The sequence below is a fragment of the Roseomonas sp. E05 genome (assembly GCF_030063475.1).
Lineage (GTDB): Bacteria > Pseudomonadota > Alphaproteobacteria > Acetobacterales > Acetobacteraceae > Pseudoroseomonas.
Genome location: NZ_JASIRT010000008.1, coordinates 105,631 through 122,794 on the forward strand (window position 1 = coordinate 105,631; position 17,164 = coordinate 122,794).

General features: G+C 71.9%; 14 protein-coding genes. 8 read left to right on the forward strand and 6 right to left on the reverse strand.

Annotated features, from left to right (window positions below; all coding sequences use genetic code 11):
* Positions 1–32 precede the first annotated feature (32 nt).
* On the reverse strand, positions 33–689 hold the full coding sequence (purN, locus tag QMO56_RS10890) for a phosphoribosylglycinamide formyltransferase (protein WP_283525644.1): 657 nt from the start codon (positions 687–689) through the stop codon (positions 33–35).
* Positions 686–1,756 carry a phosphoribosylformylglycinamidine cyclo-ligase gene (purM, locus tag QMO56_RS10895; RefSeq protein WP_283525645.1) on the reverse strand — a complete coding sequence of 357 codons (1,071 nt, stop codon included), beginning with the start codon at positions 1,754–1,756 and terminating at the stop codon, positions 686–688. The genes purN and purM overlap by 4 nt, the downstream gene beginning before the upstream one ends.
* 72 nt (positions 1,757–1,828) lie before the next feature.
* On the opposite strand from purM, the gene QMO56_RS10900 reads away from it, so the two are divergent.
* From QMO56_RS10900 to QMO56_RS10925, 6 genes are read left to right on the forward strand one after another with little or no spacing between them, the layout of a single operon-like run.
* On the forward strand, positions 1,829–2,638 hold the full coding sequence (locus tag QMO56_RS10900; protein WP_283525647.1) for a hypothetical protein: 810 nt from the start codon (positions 1,829–1,831) through the stop codon (positions 2,636–2,638).
* Positions 2,622–3,206 (forward strand): CDP-alcohol phosphatidyltransferase family protein, encoded by a 585-nt coding sequence (locus tag QMO56_RS10905; RefSeq protein WP_283525648.1) that lies wholly within the window; start codon positions 2,622–2,624, stop codon positions 3,204–3,206. The genes QMO56_RS10900 and QMO56_RS10905 overlap by 17 nt, the downstream gene beginning before the upstream one ends.
* Positions 3,203–4,375, forward strand: coding sequence for an AI-2E family transporter (locus QMO56_RS10910; protein WP_283525650.1), 1,173 nt, complete (start codon positions 3,203–3,205; stop codon positions 4,373–4,375). The genes QMO56_RS10905 and QMO56_RS10910 overlap by 4 nt, the downstream gene beginning before the upstream one ends.
* Complete coding sequence (locus tag QMO56_RS10915) at positions 4,375–5,112, forward strand: HdaA/DnaA family protein (protein ID WP_283525652.1); 738 nt, start codon at positions 4,375–4,377, stop codon at positions 5,110–5,112. Before QMO56_RS10910 ends, QMO56_RS10915 begins: the two co-directional genes overlap by 1 nt.
* Before the next feature lie 9 nt (positions 5,113–5,121).
* Positions 5,122–7,347, forward strand: a complete 2,226-nt coding sequence (locus QMO56_RS10920) for an RNA degradosome polyphosphate kinase (RefSeq protein WP_283525654.1) — start codon at positions 5,122–5,124, stop codon at positions 7,345–7,347.
* 18 nt (positions 7,348–7,365) lie between these two features.
* On the forward strand, positions 7,366–8,880 hold the full coding sequence (locus QMO56_RS10925) for a Ppx/GppA family phosphatase (protein ID WP_283525656.1): 1,515 nt from the start codon (positions 7,366–7,368) through the stop codon (positions 8,878–8,880).
* A gap of 132 nt (positions 8,881–9,012) precedes the next feature.
* On the opposite strand, the gene rnd is transcribed toward QMO56_RS10925, so the two are convergent.
* Positions 9,013–10,197: a ribonuclease D gene (rnd, locus tag QMO56_RS10930; protein WP_283525658.1), complete on the reverse strand. Its 1,185-nt coding sequence runs from the start codon at positions 10,195–10,197 to the stop codon at positions 9,013–9,015.
* A 146-nt stretch (positions 10,198–10,343) separates the two neighbouring features.
* Here rnd and aspS point away from each other — a divergent pair, with 146 nt between their 5' ends.
* Positions 10,344–12,146 (forward strand): aspartate--tRNA ligase, encoded by a 1,803-nt coding sequence (gene aspS / locus QMO56_RS10935; RefSeq protein WP_283525659.1) that lies wholly within the window; start codon positions 10,344–10,346, stop codon positions 12,144–12,146.
* A gap of 112 nt (positions 12,147–12,258) precedes the next feature.
* Positions 12,259–13,125, forward strand: coding sequence for an EipB family protein (locus tag QMO56_RS10940; RefSeq protein WP_283525660.1), 867 nt, complete (start codon positions 12,259–12,261; stop codon positions 13,123–13,125).
* Positions 13,126–13,140: 15 nt separating this feature from the next.
* Here QMO56_RS10940 and QMO56_RS10945 read toward each other — a convergent pair whose 3' ends face one another.
* From QMO56_RS10945 to QMO56_RS10955, 3 genes are all read right to left on the reverse strand, one after another.
* Positions 13,141–15,132 carry a methyl-accepting chemotaxis protein gene (locus tag QMO56_RS10945; RefSeq protein ID WP_283525661.1) on the reverse strand — a complete coding sequence of 664 codons (1,992 nt, stop codon included), beginning with the start codon at positions 15,130–15,132 and terminating at the stop codon, positions 13,141–13,143.
* A 102-nt stretch (positions 15,133–15,234) separates the two neighbouring features.
* Positions 15,235–16,512: a TRAP transporter large permease gene (locus QMO56_RS10950; protein WP_283525663.1), complete on the reverse strand. Its 1,278-nt coding sequence runs from the start codon at positions 16,510–16,512 to the stop codon at positions 15,235–15,237.
* On the reverse strand, positions 16,509–17,087 hold the full coding sequence (locus tag QMO56_RS10955; RefSeq protein WP_283525665.1) for a TRAP transporter small permease: 579 nt from the start codon (positions 17,085–17,087) through the stop codon (positions 16,509–16,511). The genes QMO56_RS10950 and QMO56_RS10955 overlap by 4 nt, the downstream gene beginning before the upstream one ends.
* Between the last annotated feature and the right edge of the window lie 77 nt (positions 17,088–17,164).

Here is a 17,164-nt window from a genome sequence, read left to right on the forward strand (position 1 = left end):
CGATGACAGACGCGTGATCCGGGTCGCCGGGCTCAGCCCGGGTTGCGCAGGCTTTCGCCGCTGGGGCCGGGGGCCGGGTCCACCACCGCGCGGCCCTCCTGCAGCCGGAGCCGCCCGCTGGCCAGCCAGCCGAGTGCGGCCGGGTAGAGGCGGTGCTCCTCGGCCAGCACCCTGTGGGCCAGCGTCTCCTCCGTGTCGCCGGCCAGCACGGGCACCGCTGCCTGGGCCACGATCGGGCCCTCATCCACGCCCGGCGTCACCAGATGAACGGTGCAGCCATGCAGCCGCACTCCCGCCGCGAGGGCGTGGGCATGGGTGTCGAGGCCAGGGAAAGCGGGGAGGAGGGAGGGGTGGATGTTCAGCATCCGCCCGCTCCAGCGCCGGGTGAAGCCCTCGGTCAGCACGCGCATGAAGCCGGCGAGCGCGATCAGGCCGATGCCATGCGCCGCCAGCTCCGCCTCCATGGCGGCCTCGAAGCCGGCGCGGTCCTTGCCGAAGCGGCGGGATTCCACCACCACCGTCGGGATGCCGGCCTCGGCGGCCCGGGCCAGCCCGGCCGCGTCGGCGCGGTTGGACAGCACCAGCGCGATCTCCGCGGGGTAGGCCGGGTCGGCGGCGGCGGCGAGCAGGGCGGCCATGTTGCTGCCCCGCCCGGAGATCAGGATGGCGGTGCGCCGCCGCTGGCTCATGCCGCCGGCCAGTTCGGCGCGAGCTTCTCCACCCGCACCTCGGGCGCCGCGCCCTCGGCGCCGGCCTCGATGGCGCCGATGCGGAACACCGTCTCGCCCTGCTGCCGCAGCATCTCGCTGGCGGCCTCGGCGTTCTCCGGCTTCACCACCAGGCACATGCCGATGCCGCAGTTGAAGACGCGCAGCATCTCCTCCGGCGCCACGTTGCCGTTGCGCGCCAGCCAGGCGAAGACCGGCGGCAGGGTCCAGGCGGTGGCGTCCAGCACCGCGACCATCCCCTTCGGCAGCACGCGCGGCAGGTTGCCCGGCAGGCCGCCGCCGGTGATGTGCGCCGCCGCCTTCAGCAGTCCCGCCTTGTGCAGGGCGAGGACGGACTTCACGTAGATCCGCGTCGGCGCCAGCAGCGCCTGGCCGAGCGTCTGGCCAGCGGCGAAGGGCGCCGGGCTGCCGACGCCCTGGTTGGTCGCCGCCAGGATGCGCCGGACCAGCGAGAAGCCGTTCGAGTGCACGCCGGAGGCGGCGAGGCCGAGCACCACGTCACCCGCCGCCACATCGGGCTTCGGCAGCAGCCCGTCGCGCTCGGCGGCGCCGACGGAGAAGCCGGCGAGGTCGTAGTCGTCCTTGGCGTACATGCCCGGCATCTCGGCGGTCTCGCCGCCGACCAGGGCGCAGCCGGCCTGCCGGCAGCCCTCGGCGATGCCGCCGATGACGGCGCGCGCCTGGTCGAGCTGCAACTTTCCGGTGGCGAAGTAGTCCAGGAAGAAGAGCGGTTCGGCGCCCTGCACCACGAGGTCGTTCACGCACATGGCAACCAGGTCGATGCCCACGGCGTCATGCATGTCGGTGTCGATGGCCAGCCGCAGCTTGGTGCCGACCCCGTCGGTCGAGGAGACCAGCACGGGATCGGTGTAGCCGGCGGCCTTCAGGTCGAAGAGCGCGCCGAAGCCGCCGAGGGAGCCCATGGTCCCGGCGCGGTCGGTGGCGCGCGCCAGCGGCTTGATGGCATCGACAAGGGCGTCACCGGTTTCGATGTCAACGCCGGCGTCGCGGTAGGTGAGACTGGTCATCAGGGGGCCCGATCGGCTATGCGCAAAGGCCCGGAAGGAGAGATCACTGTGCCGGGCATCCAAGGGGGCGGAATGCAACATTTTCGGCGCTTCGCCGCAACCATTGTCGTCGGCGGGCTGATCGGGCCCGGTGCGGTGCCGGCTGTCGCCCAGGCTTTGCCGCCCGCGACGGAGGCGAGCGGCGCTGAAGCCTCGGCCAACCCCTATACGCAGCGCGGCGTGCCGGCGGAGGCGACGGCGGAGAACGCGGTGATCGCGCGCACCAAGGCGATCGCCTCGGCGCAGCGGCTCGCCTACCAGCGCATGGCGGGCGACCTCGGCCTGCCGACCGGGTTGAGCGATTCGCAAATCGACCAGATGGTGAGCAGCATCATCGTCGAGGAGGAGCGCACCAGCCGCACCGGCTACAGCGGCCGCCTGACGGTGAACTTCAACCCGAACCGGCTGCCCGGCGCGGCCGGGCGCTCCGTGGCGGGCGCCGCCGGGGCCATGCCCGTGCCAGGCGGCGACGCCGCCCCTCCAGTGATGCCGAGCGCCGCCCCTGCCGGCTATATCGAGGCCTCCGCGCGCTATGCGGGGCTGCGCGAGTGGCTCGAACTGCGCCGCCGGCTCTACAGCAATCCCGAGATCGCCTCGGTGGAGATCCAGGCCATTGCGGTGGATGGCGCCCGGCTCCGGCTCGGCCTGCGCCATGGCCCCGAGGTGGCCGCGCAGACCCTGCCGTCGGGCGGCCTTGCGGTCTTCGTGCCGGCCCGCGCGCCGGCCGCCACGCCCGGCCGGCTGGCGCCGCCGGTGCCGTTCGGGGCGGCGCCGCCTGCTGCGCCGCAGGCAGGCGGGGGCGCCGGCGGACCGTGGCAAATCGGCCTTGCCGGCCGGTTCTGACGCTCCCTTGCCGGGGGAGGGGCGGAGCGGGGCCTTCACCCTGCCCAATGCCATCACCCTGGCACGGCTCTGTGCCGTGCCGGCCACCGTGTGGCTGATCCTGCACGGCCGGCTGGACGCCGCCTTCTATGTCTTCGCCGGGGCCGGCATTTCCGATGCCCTCGATGGATGGCTGGCGCGCCGCCTGAACGCGCGCTCGGCGCTCGGCGCACTGCTGGACCCCCTGGCCGACAAGGCGCTGCTGGTCTGCACCTATGTCACCCTGGCACTGGTGGGGGTGCTGCCGGACTGGCTCGCCATGCTGGTGGTGTTCCGGGACGTGCTGATCATGGGCGGCGTCATGCTGCTCAACCTGCTCGGCACGCCGCCGCGCATGCAGCCGCTCCTCGTCTCCAAGCTGAACACCCTGACGCAGATTGTGCTGGCGGGGCTGGCCCTGCTGCTCAGCGGCTTCCGGCTGCCGACCGAGCCCTGGCTGCCCCTGATGATCTGGGTTGTGGCCACGACCACGGTGCTGTCCGGACTCGCCTACGCGGTGCGGCTGCTGCAGCGGGAGGGGGCGCCGTGAAGTCCAGCCCGCCGCCCGCCCTGCCGCCGCCGCCCGCCTCCCGCGTGCGGGAGCCTCGCCTGCCGCCGCCACCGCCCAGCCCAGGCCCGCGCACCGCCACGCGCGGGCAGCGCCTGGCGCTGGTGCTCGGGCTGTTGGCCGCGGCGCTGTCCCTGCTCTGGCTGTTCTCCGCGATCCTCACACCCTTCGTGCTGGCAGGCTGCATCGCCTACTTCCTCGACCCGCTGGCGAGCCGGCTGAACCGCCTCGGCCTGCCGCGCGGCCTCGCCGCCCTGCTGCTGATCACCACCCTGATGGCGCTGGCGCTGATCGCGCTGCTGCTGCTCTATCCGCTGATCATCTCCCAGGTGGGCACGCTGCTGGCCCGGCTGCCGAGCTACATCGCCGGCGTCGGCAGCGCGGTGCAGGAGGCGCTGCAGGCGCTGGAGCAGCGCGTCGGGCCGGAGATGCTGAACACCCGCCTGCGGGATCTCGCGGTCAGCCAGATCGGCGCCATCCTGTCTTTCCTCGGCACCGCGGCGACGCGGCTGATCGGCGGTGGCTACGCGCTGTTCAACGTCTTCACCCTGGTGGTGGTGACGCCGGTGGTGGCCTTCTACCTGCTGCGCGACTGGCGGGCGATCATGCTGCGGATCGAGAGCTGGCTGCCCCGCCGCTCCGCCGCCACGCTGCGGCAACTGGCGAAGGACACCGACCGCGTGCTCTCCGCCTGGCTGCGCGGCCAGCTCCTCTGCTGCGCGCTGCTGGCCGTGTACTACGCGGTCGCCCTCTCGGCGGTCGGGCTGGAGCTCGGGCTGATCGTGGGGCTGACCTCGGGGGTGCTCTCCTTCATTCCCTATGTCGGCTCGATGACCGGCCTCGGCACGGCGCTGCTGCTGGCGGTCGGCCAGTTCGGCACCTGGAACGGGGTGGGGCTGGTGGCGGCGGTCTTCGTCACCGGCCAGGTGGTGGAGGGCTACATCATTTATCCCCGCCTGCTGGGGGACCGGGTGGAACTGCACGCGGTCTGGGTGATTTTCGCCCTCTTTGCCGGAGGCGTGGCCTTCGGCTTCCTCGGCGTGCTGCTGGCGGTGCCGATGGCCGCGGCGCTGGGCGTGCTGGCGCGCTACTGGCTGCGGCGCTACCTGGAGAGCCCGCTCTACCTCGACCCGCCCCGCACCGGTTCCTGATGGCCGCCATCGAACCCGCCCCGACCCGCCAGCTCGCCTTGCCGCTCGACCTGCCGCCCGTCTTCCGCGGGCCGGTGCTGCCCGACCGCTCCAATGCGGAGGCGCAGGCCTGGCTGGCGCGGGTGGAGGCCTGGCCGGTCGGGCGGCTGGCGCTGTTCGGGCCGCCCGGCGTCGGCAAGTCGCACCTGCTGCAGCTTCAGGCCGGGGCGCGGGGCTGGCGGCTGCTCTCCGGTCCCGCGCTGCGCGGCGTGCCGGAGCCGGCGCCCACCGCACTGGACGATGCCGACGCCATCGCCGACGAGGCGGCGCTGTTCCACCTGATCAATGCCTGCGCGGCACAGGGCCTGCCGCTGCTGCTGGCCGGGCGCAGCCCGCCGGCGCGCTGGAACGTCGCGCTGCCCGACCTCGCCAGCCGGTTGCGGGCCACCGCCGCCGTTGGCATCGCCGAGCCCTCGGAGGCGTTGCTGGCGACGCTGCTGGCTCGCCACTTCGCCGAACGCCAGCTCCGGGTGCCCGACGCGGTGCAGGAATGGTTGCTGGCCCGGCTGCCGCGCGAGGCCGCCGCCATCGCCGCCGCCGCCGCCCGGCTCGACCGCGCCGCGCTGGCCGCCGGCGGCGCCGTGACGCGCGGCCTGGCCCGCGCTGCCCTGGCCGACTGGCCGGGCTTCCGCGGCTTTGATGACGTTTCCATGGATGCGCTGGACGGCGGCTCGCCCTCCGCGCCCGCCTTGCTGTAGGCTGCTGATATGGACGCCCTCGACACCACCGGCCAGGCCCGCGAACATGCGGCGCAGGAGCATGCCCCGAGCATTGCGGTGAATGCGCCGGAGCGCTTCATCAACCGCGAGCTGTCCTGGCTCGACTTCAACGCCCGGGTGCTTGAGGAGGCGACCAACCCGAGCCACCCGCTGCTGGAGCGGCTGCGCTTCGTGGCGATTTCGGCCTCCAACCTGGACGAGTTCTATTCCGTGCGCGTCGCCGGGCTGGTGGGGCAGGAGCGTGCGGGCGTTGCCGCCGCCTCGCCGGACGGGCTGACGCCGGGGCAGCAGCTTATCGCCATCCATGCCCGCGCCGCTGCGCTGACGGAGGAGCAGCAGGCCACCTGGCGCAACCTGCGCGAGCAGCTGCGGGAGGCCGGCATTGGCGTCTGCACGGTCGAGGACCTCTCCGAGGCCGAGGAGGGCTGGCTGGAGAGCTATTTCCTGGAACGCATCTTCCCCGTGCTGACGCCGCTGGCGGTGGACCCGGCGCATCCTTTCCCCTTCATCAGCAATCTCGCCATCTGCATGGTGCTGAAGCTGGTGCGGGAGGAGGATGGCGGCACCATGCGCGCCCTGTTGCCGCTCCCCTCGCAGGTGGAGCGCTTCATCCGCCTGCCCGCCGCCGAGGACGCGCCGCAGATCACCCCCGGCACCGGCCCGATCCGCTTCGTGCGGCTGGAGGATGTGGTCACCCTGTTCCTGCCGCGCCTCTTCCCCGGCTACATCAACGCCGCGCAGGGCATGTTCCGGCTGATCCGCGACACCGACGTGGAGTTCGAGGAGGAGGCGGAGGACCTGGTGCGCTCCTATGAGAGCGCCCTGAAGCGCCGCCGCCGCGGCCGCGCCATCCAGCTCTCGGTCGAGGCCAATATGGCGCCCGACCTGGTGGACTTCGTGGTCGAGGAGCTGGACGCGCCGCGCGCCGAGATCTTCATGGTGGACGGGCTGCTTGGCCTCGCCGACCTGAAGCAACTCCTGGTGGACGACCGGCCGGACCTGCTGTTCACCCCCTATACGCCACGCTTCCCCGAGCGCATCCTCGACTTCGGCGGCGACTGCTTCGCCGCCATCCGCGCCAAGGACATCGTCGTCCACCATCCCTACGAGTCCTTCGATGTCGTGGTGCAGTTCGTGCGGCAGGCGGCGCGCGACCCGAGCGTGGTGGCGATCAAGCAGACGCTCTATCGCACCAGCCGCGACAGCTCGATCGCGCGCGCACTGATCGAGGCGGCGGAGCTCGGCAAGTCTGTCACCGCCATGGTGGAGCTGAAGGCGCGCTTCGACGAGGAGCGCAACATCGCGCTCGCCCGCGAACTGGAGGCGGCGGGCGTGCAGGTGGTGTTCGGCTTCGTGGACCTGAAGACCCATGCCAAGGTCTCGCTGGTGGTGCGGCGCGAGAGTGGCACGCTGCGCTCCTACGCGCATTTCGGCACCGGCAACTACCATCCGATCACCGCGCGCATCTACACGGACCTCAGCTTCTTCACCGCTGACCCGGCGCTGACGCGGGACGCGCAGAAGCTGTTCAACTACATGACCGGCTATGCCCGGCCGGAGGCGATGGAGCGGCTGGCCTTCTCGCCGCTGACCATCCGCCCGGCGCTGCTCGGACTGATCGAGCAGGAGATCGCCTTCGCGCGGGAGGGCAAGCCGGCCGGCATCTGGCTCAAGATGAACTCGCTGGTGGACGAGGCGCTGATCGACGCGCTCTACCGCGCCAGCGAGGCGGGCGTGAAGATCGACTGCATCGTGCGTGGCATCTGCTGCCTGCGGCCCGGCGTGCCCGGCCTCTCCTCCAACATTCGCGTGAAGTCGATCGTCGGGCGCTTCCTGGAGCATTCGCGCATCTCGGTCTTCGGCAACGGGCACCGCCTGCCCTCGCGCCGGGCACGGGTCTTCATCTCCTCGGCCGACTGGATGGCCCGCAACATGGACTGGCGGGTGGAGACCATGGTGCCGGTCGAGAACCCGACGGTGCACGCCCAGATCCTCGACCAGATCATGGTGGTGAACCTGAAGGACACGGTCCAGTCCTGGCAGTTGCGACCGGATGGCGGCTGGCGCCGCCTGCGCCCCGGCGCGCAACCCGTTTCGGCGCACGAGTATTTCATGACCAACCCGTCCCTTTCCGGCCGTGGCAGCGCGTTGCACCGCGTGGCGGGCCGGGCCGCGGCGGCGCGGCGGCGGCAGGACCGCGTCACCCAGGACTGACAACCGAGGGCCTTTCGCTTGGATCTTCACGTTGCGCCCGCCGATGCCGGCCTGAGCCACCCGCCGCGCGCGGGCATCGTTGACCTCGGCTCCAACTCGGTCCGCCTCGTCGTCTTCGAGGGGTGGGGGCGCAACCCGCTCGCCATCTTCAACGAGAAGGCGGTGCTCGGCCTCGGCCGCGGGCTGCAGAACACGGGACGGCTCAACGATGCGGCGGTGCCGCAGGCGCTGACGGTGATGGAGCGCTACTATGCGGTCGCGCGCGGCATGGGCGCCGCGCCGCTGGAGGTGTTGGCCACCGCCGCCGTGAGGGACGCCGAGAACGGTCCCGCCTTCGCGGCCGCCCTCGCCGAGCGCCTGCCCGGCGTGCCGATCCGCATCCTGGAAGGTGAGGAGGAGGCGGCGCTCTCGGCGGAAGGGGTGCTGCTGGGCTTCTCGCAGGCGGACGGCATCCTGGGCGACCTCGGCGGCGGCTCGCTGGAACTGGTTGAGCTGAGCCATGGCCGCACCGGCGCCATTGCCTCCCTGCCGCTGGGTGCGATCCGGCTCGCTGACCGTGCCGGTGGCGAGGTCGGCCGCGCCCGCGCCATCGCCGAGGAGGAGCTTGCGAAGCTGCCCTGGCTGGCGCATGGCAAGGACCGCGACCTCTATCTCGTCGGCGGCGCCTGGCGCGCCCTGGCCAAGATTCACATCGCGCAGACGGCCTATCCGCTCTCCATCGTGCACCACTATGTGCTGCGGCGCGAGGAGGCGCGCGACCTCTGCGGCCTCATCATGGCGGCGACGCGCCGCACCCTGGAGCGGCTGCCCGGCGCCCCTGCCAAGCGGCTGCAGGACCTGCCCTTCGCCGCCGTGGCCCTGCGCCGGCTGCTGCGCGCCACCGGCGCCCGCCGCGTGGTGTTCAGCGCCAACGGGCTGCGCGAGGGCTGGTACGCCCGCCAGCTTCCCGAGAGGGTGCGGCGGGAGGACCCGCTGCTCTCCGCCGGCCGCGAGATGGCCGGGCGCTACGGCCGCGACACCGCCCTGCCGGCCGCGCTCGTCGCCTGGACGGCGCCACTCTTCCCCGAAGAGAGCCGCACCGAGGCGGCGCTGCGCAAGGCGGCCTGCTGGCTCTCCGACATCGGCAGCCATGACCACCCGGACTACCGTGCCGAGCAGAGCTTCCTGCGCGTGCTGCGCCAGCCCGGCATCGGGCTCGACCACCATGAGCGCGCTTTCCTCGCCCTGGTGGTGGCGCTGCGCTACGAGCCGGAGCTGGACGCACCCTGGCTCGCGGCCGCCCGCACCCTGCTCGACAGCATCGCGCTGCGCCGCGCCGAGATGCTGGGGGAGGGGCTGCGGCTTGCCTATACCCTCTCCGGCGGCACGCCCTCTCTGCTCTCCGGCGCCAGGTTGGCCGTGGAGAAGGAGCGGCTGGTCCTGCGCCTGGTGGAGGGGGCCGGCGTCTTCGCCGGCGACGCGGTGCAGCGGCGGGTCGAGTCGCTGGCCGCGACGCTGGGGCTGCGGGCGGTGGTCGAGGTCGCCGCCGACTGAGGGGCGCCGCCCCGCTAGTGTCCTGATCGCAAAGTCCTTTGGACTACCCGATCAGGGCATTCGCCTTTGTTTTCAGTGTCCTGCTTGTCCGCGACGTGCGCGGGAAACCCCGCGAACTTCGCGGGCAGGACACTAGCCCTCGATCAGCTTCACCCGGCGGCCCTCGACGCCGAGCGCCAAGCGGCCGCCCTTCAGCGCCAGGGCGGCCTGCCCGAAAACCTGCCGCCGCCAGCCATGCAGCGCCGGTACCTGCGGCTCGGCTTCGACCGCCAGCCGCTCCAGCTCATCCGCACTGGCGATCAGGCGGGGCGCGACATGGTGCTCCTCCGCCTTGGCGGCCAGCAGCACCTTCAGCAGCGCGATCAGCGCCGGCGAGGCGGGCGGGCCCTGGCGCTGGTCGCGCGCCGGCTCGGGCAGTGCGCTGTCCGGCAGCTCGCGCGCCGCAGCCAGGGCGGTGAGCAGCCCGGCGCCGCTCTTGCCCTCGGCGAAGCCCTTGCTGATGCCGCGCGCCCGGCCCAGCTCGGCCGGGGTGGCGGGATTGGTGGCAGCGATCTCCAGCAACGTCTCGTCCCGCACCAGCCGCTGGCGCGGGATATTGACCCGCTGCGCCTCGCGCTCCCGCCAGGCGGCGGCGGCGCGCACGGCGGCGAGGAAGCGGCGGTTGCCGGAGCGCGGCTTGAGGCGCTCCCAGGCGGTTTCCGGGTCCTGCCGGTAGGTGGCGGGGTCGGTCAGCTCGGCCATTTCCTCGGCCACCCAGGAGAGGCGGCTCTCCTGCGTCAGCCGCTCCACCAGGGCGGTATAGACGCGGCGCAGGTGGGTCACGTCGGCGGCGGCATAGGCGATCTGCGCCGCCGAGAGGGGGCGGGCCGCCCAGTCGCTGAAGCGGTGGGCCTTGTCGATCTGCGCCCCGGCCAGGGCGCGCACGAGGCTGTCATAGCTCGCCTGGTCACCGAAGCCGGCCACCATGGCGGCCACCTGGGTGTCGAACAGCGGGCGCGGCGGAGCGCCGAAGCGCAGGATGCAGATCTCCACATCCTGCCGCGCCGCATGGAACACCTTCGTGACCTTGGGGTCGGCGAAGAGCTCCCCCAGTGGCGAGAGGTCCAGCCCCTCGGCCATGGCGTCGATCACCGCCACGTCCTTCTCGCCGGCGAGCTGCACGACGCAGAGCTCCGGCCAGTAGGTGCGTTCCCGCATGAATTCGGTATCGACCGTGACGAAGGGCTCCGCGCGCAGGCGGGCGCAGAGGGCGGCGAGCTCTTCGGAGCGGGTGATCAGGACGGGGTCGGTATCCTGGACCTGGGGGCGTCGGCTCATGGCCGCAAGGTTCTAACGAAGCGCGCGCCAGCCGCAAAGTCCGCCCGATTCGGCGGCGGGATGACGGTCTCCCTTGACATGGGGCCGCGCGCCGCCCCTTCTGCGGCCCGTTTTCCGCATTGAGAAGCCCCGGGGTACTCCGACCGATGCACGCCTACCGCACTCACACCTGCGGCGCGCTGCGCGCCAGCGACGCGGGGCAGACCGCCCGCCTTTCCGGCTGGGTGCACCGCAAGCGCGACCATGGCGGGCTGCTGTTCATTGACCTGCGCGACCACTATGGCGTGACCCAGTGCGTCTTCCCCGCCGGTTCGGAGGTCTTCAAGGCCGCTGAGGCGGTGCGGCCGGAGAGCGTCATCACCGTCACCGGCGAGGTGGTGCTGCGCGAGCCCGGCACGGTGAACGACAAGCTGCCGACCGGCGCCGTCGAGCTGCGGGTGAAGTCGCTGGAGGTGCAGTCCTCGGCCGAGGTGCTGCCGATCCAGGTCGCGGGCGACCAGGAGTTCCCCGAGGACCTGCGGCTGCGCTACCGCTTCCTCGATCTGCGGCGCGAGAAGCAGCACCGCAACATGATGCTGCGCGCGGGCGTGATCGCCTCGATCCGCCGGCGGATGATCGAGCAGGGCTTCACCGAGTTCCAGACGCCGATCCTGACCGCCTCCTCGCCGGAGGGCGCGCGCGACTTCCTGGTGCCCAGCCGCAACCATCCCGGCACCTTCTACGCGCTGCCGCAGGCGCCGCAGCAGTTCAAGCAGCTGGCGATGGTGGCGGGCTTCGACCGCTACTTCCAGATCGCCCCCTGCTTCCGCGACGAGGCCAGCCGCGCCGACCGCTCCCCGGGCGAGTTCTACCAGCTCGACTTCGAGATGAGCTTCGTCACCCAGGAGGACGTCTTCGCCGCCCTGGAGCCGGTGATGCAGGGCATCTTCGAGGAGTTCGGCCAGGGCCGGAAGGTGACGCAGGCGCCGTTCCCGCGCATCCCCTATGACGCCGCCATGCTCTACTACGGCAGCGACAAGCCGGACCTGCGCAATCCGCTGAAGATCACCGACGTCACCGAGCAGTTCCGCGATTCCGGCTTCGGACTTTTTGCCAGGATCGCCGCCTCGGGCGGCATGGTGCGCGCCATCCCGGCGCCGGGGGCGGCGACCAACCCGCGCGGCTTCTTCGACAAGCTGAATGAATGGGCCCGCGCCGAGGGCGCCGGGGGCCTGGGCTACATCCAGTTCGCCGCCGACGGGCCGAAGGGGCCGATCGCCAAGAACCTGGAGCCGGAGCGCGTCGAGGCGATCCGCGCCGCCTGCGGCCTGCAGCCGGGCGATGCCGTCTTCTTCGCCGCCGGCAACAGGGAAGAGACGCCGAAATTCGCCGGCAAGGTGCGGACAAAGCTCGGTGATGAGCTGGGCCTGATCGCCCAGGACGAGTTCCGCTTCTGCTGGATCGTCGATTTCCCGATGTACGAGCGGAACGAGGAGACGGGGCAGATCGACTTCAGCCACAACCCCTTCTCGATGCCGCAGGGCGGGCTGGAGGCGCTCAACAGCATGGATCCGCTGGAGATCAAGGCCTTCCAGTACGACATCGTCTGCAACGGCATCGAGCTCTCCTCCGGCGCCATCCGCAACCACCGGCCGGACATCATGGTGCGCGCCTTCGAGATCGCCGGCTACTCGGCCGAGACGGTGGAGGAGCGCTTCGGCGGCATGCTGAACGCCTTCCGCTACGGCGCCCCGCCGCACGGCGGCTCCGCCCCGGGCATCGACCGCATGGTGATGCTGCTGGCCGACGAGCCGAACATCCGCGAGGTGATTCTCTTCCCGCTGAACCAGCAGGGCGAGGACCTGATGATGGGCGCCCCCGCCCCGGTGGAACCGGCCCGGCTGAAGGAGCTTTCGATCAAGCTCGATCTGCCGCCGGCGAAGGGTGCCAGCGGCCCCAAGGCGTCCTAACTTCACTCTGCGGGAGGGTGTCTGGCGGTCTGCCCGCCTGGCACCCCCGGTTCCCCGGTGGGGCCGGACCCCGCGCCCCCCGGCGGAGCCGGGCCGAAAGAAGGAATACGCGATGCGTCTGCGCGACACCCTGGCCGGTTCGACCCTTCTGCCGGCCGCGGCCCTGATGCTGGGGCTGGCCCAGCCGGTGGATGCGGCGCCGGCGCCGGCGCAGGGCTCCGCCCCGGCCGCCACGGCGCAGGCGGCGCCGATCGCGATGGCCGCGCACCGCGCCGCCTACCGGCTGGAGCTGGACCGGCTGCGCCAGGGCGGCGACGTGATCCAGGCCGACGGCGCCATGCTGTTCGAGGTGCTGGACGCCTGCGACGGCTGGACCACCCGTCAGCGGCTGAAGCTCAACGTGGTGGACCGCAGCGGCTCGGTGGTCGAGACCTCCTCCGACTACTCCACCTGGGAGAGCAAGGACGGCAAGCGGCTGCGCTTCACCCTGACCCAGATGGCACAGGGCGCGGTGACGCAGCGCATCGCCGGCGAGGCGGAGCTGGAGGGCGCCAAGGGCGGCGTGGTGCGCTACGAATCCCCCGCCGCGCAGGAGGTGAAGTTGCCGCCGGGTACGCTGCTGCCGATGGCGCACACCATCCGCACCCTGGAACTGGCGCGCGCCGGCCAGCGCATGCTGCTGGTGCCGCTGTTCGACGGCACCAGCGAGGAGGGGGCGCAGGACACCACAACCATCCTTTCCTCCTGGCAGGCGCCGCGCCAGGATGCCCGCTTTCCGCTGCTGAAGGGCCAGGGCAGCGCCCGCATGCGGATCGCCTTCTTCAGCGAGGAGGCGAGTGCCGGCGCCAACCTGCCGGAATACGAGGTCGGCCTGCGCTACTATGCCAATGGCGTGGCCGATGACATGAACATGGACTTCGGCGACTTTGCGATGAATGCGGTGATGCAGAAGCTGGAGGCACTGCCCTCCGGCTGTTGAGGACCGCGCGCCGCCTCAGGCGGCCTCCCGCAGTTTCGTCAGCAGGCGGCTGAGGTTCTCGCGCAGCGCCATCGCCTGCTGCGCCACGTCCCCGGAGGCTCCGCGGACGGTCTCCACCGCCGCGACCGCCTCTGCAGCGCCCCCGGCCACGCCCTCGATCTCGCGCGCGGCGCCGCGAGTGTGGCTTGCGGCCGCGGCGGCGGCGCGGGCGATCTCCTGCGTCGCGACGCTCTGCTGCTCCACGGCGGCGGCGATGCCGGCGGCAATGCTGCTGTTCTGCTCGGCGGTGCCGCCGATGCCGTCCACCGCCTGAAGCGCCTGCCCGGCGGCGGCCTGGATGGCGCCGATCTGGCTGCCGATCTCCTCGGTGGCGCGGGCGGTCTGCGTCGCCAGCTGCTTCACCTCATGCGCGACGATGGCGAAGCCCTTGCCGCTCTCGCCGGCCCGTGCGGCCTCGATGGTGGCGTTCAGCGCCAGCAGGTTGGTCCGGCTGGCGATGTCGCGGATCAGGTCCACCACCGCGGCGATCTGCTGCGCACCATTCGCCAGGATGCGCACCGTCTGGTCCGTCGTGCCGGCCTGCTGCGCCGCTTGGCGCGCGATAGCTGCGGCCTCGGCGACGCGCCGTGTGATCTCGTTGACCGAGGCGGCCATCTGCTCGGCGGCGGTGGCCACGGCCTGCACGTCCTCGCTCGCCCGGCCAGCTTCCGCCCGGGCCGAGTCCGCCATGCTGGCGGCGCTGTCGGCAGCGGCGCCGAGCTGGCCGGAGCTGCGGTCGAGCGCGGAGGCCGAGGTTCCGAGCTGCTCCGCCACCGCGCCCAGCGCTTCCTCCACCTGCCGTGCCAGCGCGAGCGTCGCCTCGCGCCGGCGGGCCGCCGCTTCCCGCGCGGCGGCGGCGGCTTCCTCCTCCAGCACGCGGGCCCGCTGCGCCGCCGCGCTGAACGAATCGAGCCCCGCCAGCATGGCGCGGATCTCCGGCACCCGGCTCGACGCCAGGGGCTGCGGCGCCAGATCGCCGGAGGCCATGCGGTGCAGGGCGCGGGCGACGCCGGTGAGCGGCCGGGCCATGCGCGCCGCCGCCAGCCAGGCCAGCGGTCCGGCCAGCAACAGCACGGCGCCGCCAACCATCAGGATGACCGCCAGCCCGCGCGTGCCCACCTCCTGCCAGGAGGCGAGAGGCAGCAGCGTGACAATAAGGCCCTGCGGTGCACCGTCGGCGCCGCGGATCGACACGGGCACGGCACGGTAGTCCTGATTGCCCAGACGCAGCGCCCGGGGCTGTGCCGAGGCCGCGGCCTGCTGCCATTCGGCGGGCAGGGCGGCGCCCTCCACCGCCGGCAGCGTGCTGGCGGTCAACCGGCTGGCGCCGAACAGCAGGATCTCCGCGCGGGCGCGCTGCGCCAGCATACTGGCAGTTTCCGCATTGAAGGTGCCGCCCACTTTCACGGTGCCCACAACAGGGCTATCCGGCCGGGCACGCAGCGGCGCCACGCCCCCGATGGCCAGATGGCCACTGCTGGGCGAGACCACGGCGCCATGTGCCAGCGCCCCGCGCAGCGCTTCCGCGACGTCGGGCACGCGCGACTTGTCATCACCAGCCACGGCGGGGTTATGGCCGCGGATCAGGATGCGGCCGCGGGAGTCGGTGATCTCGAGCAGCGCCACGGTGGGATCGGCCGCCCGCAGCGCAGCCATGGCCGCCACCGCCAGCGGCCGCAGGGCCTCGGTTGCCGCCGGCCCGCCCTCCGCGACCGTTGCCACCAGGTCCGGGCGCAGGGCGAGGGCCGCAGCATAGCCGGCCATGCGCGTCTCCATCGCCTCAATGGCGAGCCGGGCCTGATCGGCGGCGGTTTCGGCCGCCTGCTGCTCCAGCGGCGCACGCCCGGTCCGGCCGGCCCAATCCGCGCCAAAGGCTGTAAGGCCGACGCCGGCGATCAGCGGCAGCACCGCCAGCAGCAGCAGCCGGACCACGAGGCCAAGGGATTTCGAAGCAGCAGGAGCAGACATGGCGGTCCATAGGCAGCGGGAAGCCACATCTTCCTGCGAGCAGCTTAAGACACCCCTAAGGGCCGGAGGCGCGCCCTGGAAGGAGGCGCCTCCGGCAAGCCTTCAGCGATACATGAGCGTGGGCAGCCACATCGAGAGCGGCTCCCAGAAGGTGACCAGCGCCAGGCAGAAGAACAGCGGGATCAGGAAGGGCGCGGTGGCCCTGGTGGTCTCCTCGAAGCTCATGCCGGAGACGCGGGCGAGGATGAACAGCACCATGCCCACCGGCGGCGTCAGCAGCCCGATCATCAGGTTCAGCACCATGATGATGCCGAAATGCACGGGGTCCACGCCGATCTTGTCCATCAGCGGCATCAGCACCGGCACCAGGATGGTGATGGCGGCGACCGTCTCCAGGAAGCAGCCGACCAGCAGCAGGAACAGGTTGACCAGCAGCAGCACCGCCCAGCGCTCGCTGGTGATGGAGAGCACGAAACCGGCGATGCCATCGGTGATGCGCGTCGTCGTCACCAGCCAGCCGAAGATGCTGGCGCCGGCGACGATCAGCAGCACCACGGCGGTGGTCTCGATGGTCTCCATGCTGACGCGGAGGAAGCCGCGCCAGCTCAGGCTGCGATAGATCACAGCCCCGAGGAACAGCGCGTAGAAGGTGGCGGCGATGGCGGCCTCGGTCGGCGTGAAGGCGCCGGTGGTCATGCCGCCGACCATCAGCACCGGGGTCAGCAGCGGCAGGAAGGCGCGCCGGAAGGCATGGCCGAGCCGCGGCAGGGAGAAGGCGGCATCGCGCGGGAAGCGCTTGCGGCGCGCCTCGACGGCGACCCAGACCATCAGCACCGCCGCCATGAACAGGCCCGGGATCAGCCCGGCGGCGAAGAGCTGGCCGACCGAGGCATTGGCCATGACGCCGAAGATCACCATCGGCAGGCTGGGCGGGATGATCGGCCCGATGGTGGAGGAGGCGGCGGTGATGCCGACCGAGAAGGGCAGCGGGTACTTGTGGTCCCGCATCGCCTTGATCTCGATGCTGCCGATGCCGCCCGCATCGGCCACCGCGGTGCCGGACATGCCGGCGAAGATGATGCTGGCCACCACGTTCACATGACCGAGGCCGCCGCGCGCCCAGCCGACCAGCGCCACGGCGAAGCTGAAGATGCGCTCCGTGATGCCGGCCGAGTTCATCAGGCTGCCGGCCATGATGAAGAAGGGGATGGCGAGCAGCGGGAAGCTCTCGATGCCGCTGGCCATGCGGTGCAGCACGACCAGCGGCGGCAGCCCGCCATCGGCCCAGACATAGATCAGCGAGGCACCGCCGAGCGCCACCGCCACGGGGACGCCAACCAGCAGCAGGCCGCAGAAGCCGAGGAAGAGGAGGGCGGTCACAGCTGCACGCCTCCGATGGAGGGATCGCCGGGCCGCTCCGGCTCGCCGGCGCGGAAGCGGCGGATGGCATGCTGGAAGCTGCGCAGGGTGGTCAGCACCAGCCCGGCCAGGATGCCCCAGTAGACGACGGAAATCGGCCAATCGAGGGCGATCATCGGCTGGAACCGCATGGCCTCGGCCACCTGCAGGCAGAGCAGGACGCTGATGGCGAAGAAGGCGGTGGCCAGCAGCGCCACGAACAGCCGGGCGGCGCGGCGGGCGCCGGCGGGCAGTGCGTTCAGCAGGAACTCCACCGCGATATGCGAGCCGCGCCGGGCGGCCAGGGCGCTGCCCCAGAAGGCCAGCACCATCAGCATGTAGCTGGCGATCTCCTCGGTCCAGGCGATGCTGTCGTTCAGCACGTAGCGCGTGAAGAACTGCAGGAACACGATGCCGGACATGGCCCAGAACAGGAGGAAGGTCAGCCAGTCCTCCGGCGCCATCGCGAAGGGCGGGTCCGGCTGGGCGGCCTCCTCGGCCGCCAGATCGGCGAACAGCCGCTCGGCATCCCGCCCTTTGGGTGCGGATTCTTGCACGTCAGTCTCCCCATGGTCATTGCGGGCAAGCTATCCTGACCGCAACGAACCGAGGAAGGCCTGTTGTACGATAAGCG